Here is a 4746-nt window from a genome sequence, read left to right as displayed (position 1 = left end):
GCCGAGGAGCGCGCCGCGGCCGCGGCCGGCACCCCGGCCGCCACCTTCGGCTTCCCCGTCTAGCGCGCGGCCGCCGTCGAGCCGACCTCCCGGCGCTCAGTCGCCGCGCCGCACCTGCTTCACATAGCGGTAGACCGTGGGCTCGGACACGTGCAGCGCGTCGGCCACCTGCGCCACCGCGCCCTTGAGCAGGAACACCCCCGCCCGCTCGAGCTCGCGCACGGCGGCGACCTTCTCGTCGGGCGTCATGCGGTGCGGCTCGACGCCCTGCGCCGCGACGATCCGGGCCACGCCGTCGAGCGCGAGCTCGTCCACGTTCGTGCTGAGCCGCTCGACGACGCCGGCCGACGAGGCAGAACGGGCACCGTCGCCGGTGCCGCCCGCGCCGCCCGCACCCTCCAGCCCTGCACCGGCGCCCCCCGCGCCTGCCGCCTGCGCGCCCTTGACGAGGCCGGTCGTCGCGGTGATCGCCGCGAGCAGGTCGCGGGCCCGGGTCAGCGGCTCGTCGTCGATGTTGAGGCAGAGCATCCCGACGACGACGTCGCCGCCCGCGTCGCGGATGAAGAAGGTCGACGAGCGGAACGTGCCGCCGGTGCGCGACTCCGCCAGGTAGTTCGCGAGGTAGTCGCGGTCGTCGTGCTCGTGGTTCTGCAGCACCTTGAGCACGAGGTCGGTCGCGGGGCCGCCGACGCTGCGGCCGCTGACGTGCCCGTTCGTGAGGGCGACGATCGAGCGGCTGAGGTCGCTCGTGTCGTGCAGCACGATCTCGGTGCGCGGGCCGAGCAGCTCGGCGAGGAAGTCCATCAGCGGCAGGTACGGCCCGAACTCGGTCCGGAGCACGCGGCTGCGGTCGACCACGGTGGCGCTGCTGGCTGTCGTCATGGGCCCCAGGTTACCGGTGTGTAACAGATTCGTCGCATTGTGATAATTTTCTCTCATCATGCCGAGAGATCGGCTAGCTTCCGATGACCGACGACGCTCACGAAAGGCTCGACCATGACCCGATCGACCACCACCAGGCCCCGCCTCCGCCCTGCCCTCTGGGGCTCCGTCGCGACGGGCGCCGTCCTGGCCCTCACGCTCACCGCGTGCGGCGGCCCGAGCGCCCCGCAGCCCGGCGACGCGACGGGCGACGCCTCGTCGTCGGCGTCCTCGACGATCCCCGACACGAGCGCGCTGCTCGACGCCGTCGAGGTCGACGACGCGCTCGCCTCGCAGCTCCCCTCCGACATCGCCGACGCCGGCACCCTCTCGGTCGGATCGAACGTGCAGTCCGCGCCGAACAACTTCTACGCGGCCGACGGCTCGACCGTCATCGGCTCCGACCACGACCTGATCACGGCGATCGGCAAGAAGCTCGGCCTCGAGGTCGAGTACCAGAACCAGGACTTCGGCTCGCTGATCACGAGCCTCCAGTCCGGTCGCGTCGACGTCACCATCGCCGCGATGAACGACACCGCCGAGCGCCAGCAGGCCATCGACTTCGTCGACTACCTCACCTCGGGCATCACCCTGATGGTGCAGAAGGGCAACCCGGCCGACATCACCGGCCCCGACACCCTCTGCGGCAAGACCATCGCGGTCGTCACCGGCACCAGCCAGCAGGAGTTCGCCGAGGCGACGAGCACCCAGTGCGAGTCGGACGGCGAGGAGCCGCTCGAGATCACCGTCACCGACAGCGACGCCCAGAACCAGACCCAGCTGCGCACCGGCCGCATCGACGCCATCGTCAACGACCTGCCGAGCGCCGTCTACATCTCGAAGACCGCCCAGGACGGCCAGGCCTTCGAGGTCGTGCCCGGCGACGTCATCGACGGCGCGCCCTACGGCATCGGCGTCAACAAGGACGACCCCGAGCTGCGCGACGCCATCGCCGCGGCGCTCGACTCGCTGATCGAGGACGGCACCTACGGCGAGGTCCTCGACGCCTGGGGCATCACCTCCGGCAGCGTCACCGAGGCGACCGTCAACGGGGGCAAGTAGCCGTGACGGAGCCCGCATCGCGGGCCGGGGCCGACACGGTCGACCCGGCCCGCGCCTCCTCGGCGGGGCGCGAGCTGCTGCCGCAGGTGCGCCTCAAGCACTGGGGCCGCTGGGTGAGCGCGGCGGTCATCGTCGTGGTGCTCGTCGCGCTCGCCTACGGGGCGTCGCAGGGCGACATCGCGTACGGCGACATCCCGTACTACCTGATCTCGCCGATCATCCTGCAGGGCCTCGTCGGCACCCTCGTGCTCGCGGTCGTCGCGCAGGTCAGCGCCGTCGTGATCGGCGTCGTGATCGCCCTGATGCGCATCTCGAAGAACCCCGTGGCGCAGGCCTTCGCGGCCGGCTACACCTGGCTGTTCCGCGGCCTGCCCGTGCTGCTGCAGATCCTGCTCTGGTACAACCTGGCGCTGATCTTCCCGCGGCTGACCGTCGGGGTGCCGTTCACCGACGTGGTGTTCCTCGACGTCAGCACGAACGACGTCATGACGACCTTCGTCGCCGCGTTCCTCGGGCTGGCCCTCAACGAGAGCGCCTACATGGCCGAGATCGTGCGGGCGGGGCTGAAGAGCGTCGACCGCGGCCAGATCGAGGCGGCGCAGTCGATCGGGCAGACCCCGATGCAGCGCATGGCCCGCATCGTGCTGCCCCAGGCGATGCGCATCATCATCCCGCCGACCGGCAACGACTTCATCAACATGCTCAAGGGGACGGCGATGGCGTCGGTCATCGGCTACCTCGAGCTCATCAAGGCCGCGAACAACATCTCGTCGTTCAACCTCCAGGTGATGGAGACGCTCATCGCCGCCGCGATCTGGTACATGGTCATCGTCAGCGTCGCGAGCGTCGGCCAGTTCTACCTCGAGCGCAGCTTCGACCGGCAGGACCGCCGCCCCGGCGGCCCGCCGAACGCCCGCGCGCTGCGCCGCAAGGTCGCCGCCGACCTCGGCCGCGCCCCCCTCGTGAGGAGCACCCCGTGACCGCGACGCCCACCCCGACCGCAGGAGGCGCGGCGCCCGCCGCCGACGCCGCTCCCGTCCTCGAGGCCCTCGGCATCGGCAAGTCGTACGGCAGCCACGAGGTGCTGCGCGACGTCTCGATGACGGTGCGCAGCGGCGAGGTCGTCTGCATCATCGGCCCGTCCGGCGCGGGCAAGTCGACGTTTCTCCGCACGCTCAACCGCCTCGAGGAGCCCGACGCCGGCGAGGTCTGGGTCGGCGGCGAGCCGATGGGCTTCGAGCTGCGCGACGGCGTGCTGCACGAGCTGAGCGAGCGCAGGCTGTCCGCGCAGCGGGCACGCACCGCGATGGTGTTCCAGCACTTCAACCTGTTCCCGCACCTGACGGTGCTCGGCAACGTGCTCGAGGGACCGGTGCGCGTGCAGCGTCGATCCGCGAAGGAGGCGCGGGCCGAGGCCGTCGCGATCCTCGAGCGGGTGGGCCTCGGCGACAAGGTCGACGCCTACCCCGGTCAGCTCTCGGGCGGGCAGCGGCAGCGGGTCGCGATCGCGCGGGCCGTCGCGATGAAGCCGCTGTTCCTGCTCTTCGACGAGCCGACGTCGGCGCTGGACCCCGAGCTCGTCGGCGAGGTGCTCAAGGTGATGGGCGACCTGGCCCGCGACGGCATGACCATGCTCGTCGTGACGCACGAGATCCAGTTCGCCCGCGAGGTCGCCGACCGCGTCGTCTTCATGGCCGACGGCGGCATCGTCGAGCAGGGCCCGGTCGAGCAGGTGCTCGGCGCCCCGCGCGAGGCGCGCACGCGGCAGTTCCTCCAGCGGGTGCTGCAGTGACCTCGGACCACCCTGGGACGTCTGGTGCCCTCGACACCTACCTGTCGTCGTTCGCGGAGCCGGTGGGCTACCTCAACTTCGGCAGCTACGGACCGCCCTCCCGCGACGTCGTCGAGACGATCGGACGGCTCGCGGCCGCGGCGAGCGCCGGGGTCCCGTCGTCCGGCCTGCACGCCGAGGACGAGCGTGCCCTCGCCGCGGTCTCGCGCCTCACCGGCGTCGACCGGGCCGGCGTCGCCCTCGCGGGGAGCACCTCCCTCGGGCTGATGCAGGTCGCGTTCGGCCTGCCGCGCGGCGAGGTCGTCGTGAGCCAGGCCGAGTTCCCGTCGAACCTGTACGCCTGGTGGCGCTCGGAGGAGGCGGGACTCACCACGGTGCGGCACCTGCCCCCGGTGCCGGGGCAGCCGCTCGCGCCCGTGACGCCCGAGCGCGTCGCCGAGGCCGTCGGCCCGTACACGGTCGCCGTCGCGGTGAGCGCGGTCGACTTCCGCACCGGCACGGTCGCCGACCTCGCGGGCCTCCGGGAGGCCGCCGGCGACCGCCTCCTCGTGGTCGACGGCATCCAGGGCTTCGGCGTCCTCGACGCCGACTGGTCGCTCGCCGACGCCCTCGTCGTCGGCGGCCAGAAGTGGCTCCGGGCGGGCTGGGGCACGGGCTTCGTCGCCCTGTCCCCGCGGGCGCTCGACCGCCTCCGGCCGGTGCTCGGCGGCTGGACCGGCGTCGAGGGGCCGTCACGCTACGACGGCGTGCCGCACGCCGCCCTCTCCGGGGCCCAGCGCTTCTCGGTCACGAACGGCTCGCCGTTCGCCTCGGGCGCCCTCGCCACCGCCCTCGAGCAGCTCGAGCAGGTCGGCGTCGACGTCGTCGCGTCCCGGGTCGCCGACACGGCGGGCGACCTGGTCGCGCGCCTCGACGCCGCCGGGGTGCCCGTGCTCTCCCCCGTCGAGCGACAGCGCCGGGCCGGCATCGTC

5 protein-coding genes are annotated in these 4746 nt (G+C 72.5%); 4 read left to right on the top strand and 1 reads right to left on the bottom strand.

The features are described 5' to 3' along the window. Positions 1-96: 96 nt before the first annotated feature. The gene (locus RWM17_RS12370; protein WP_314104086.1) at positions 97-882 is read right to left on the bottom strand and encodes a helix-turn-helix transcriptional regulator; all 786 of its coding nucleotides are present in this window, start codon (positions 880-882) and stop codon (positions 97-99) included. Positions 883-996: 114 nt separating this feature from the next. Here RWM17_RS12370 and RWM17_RS12365 point away from each other — a divergent pair, with 114 nt between their 5' ends. The 4 genes from RWM17_RS12365 to RWM17_RS12350 all read left to right on the top strand — a co-directional run. After that, positions 997-1983, top strand: coding sequence for an ABC transporter substrate-binding protein (locus RWM17_RS12365; RefSeq protein WP_314104084.1), 987 nt, complete (start codon positions 997-999; stop codon positions 1981-1983). A 2-nt stretch (positions 1984-1985) separates the two neighbouring features. After that, positions 1986-2963 carry an amino acid ABC transporter permease gene (locus RWM17_RS12360; protein WP_314104081.1) on the top strand — a complete coding sequence of 326 codons (978 nt, stop codon included), beginning with the start codon at positions 1986-1988 and terminating at the stop codon, positions 2961-2963. Beyond that, the gene (locus RWM17_RS12355) at positions 2960-3775 is read left to right on the top strand and encodes an amino acid ABC transporter ATP-binding protein (protein ID WP_314104078.1); all 816 of its coding nucleotides are present in this window, start codon (positions 2960-2962) and stop codon (positions 3773-3775) included. Before RWM17_RS12360 ends, RWM17_RS12355 begins: the two co-directional genes overlap by 4 nt. Then, the coding region (locus RWM17_RS12350; RefSeq protein ID WP_314104076.1) for an aminotransferase class V-fold PLP-dependent enzyme at positions 3772-4746 on the top strand (975 nt) is incomplete at its 3' end. The genes RWM17_RS12355 and RWM17_RS12350, both read left to right, overlap by 4 nt.

It is taken from the genome of uncultured Frigoribacterium sp. (genome assembly GCF_963515265.1).
In the GTDB taxonomy this organism is placed as follows: Bacteria; Actinomycetota; Actinomycetes; order Actinomycetales; family Microbacteriaceae; genus Frigoribacterium.
This window is presented reverse-complemented; position numbering and strand designations above follow the sequence as displayed.

Excerpts from the sequence above, each read along its gene's own strand:
- RWM17_RS12370 (WP_314104086.1), bottom strand. The coding sequence starts at position 882 with ATGACGACAGCCAGCAGCGCCACCGTGGTCGACCGCAGCCGCGTGCTC.
- RWM17_RS12365 (WP_314104084.1), top strand. The coding sequence starts at position 997 with ATGACCCGATCGACCACCACCAGGCCCCGCCTCCGCCCTGCCCTCTGG.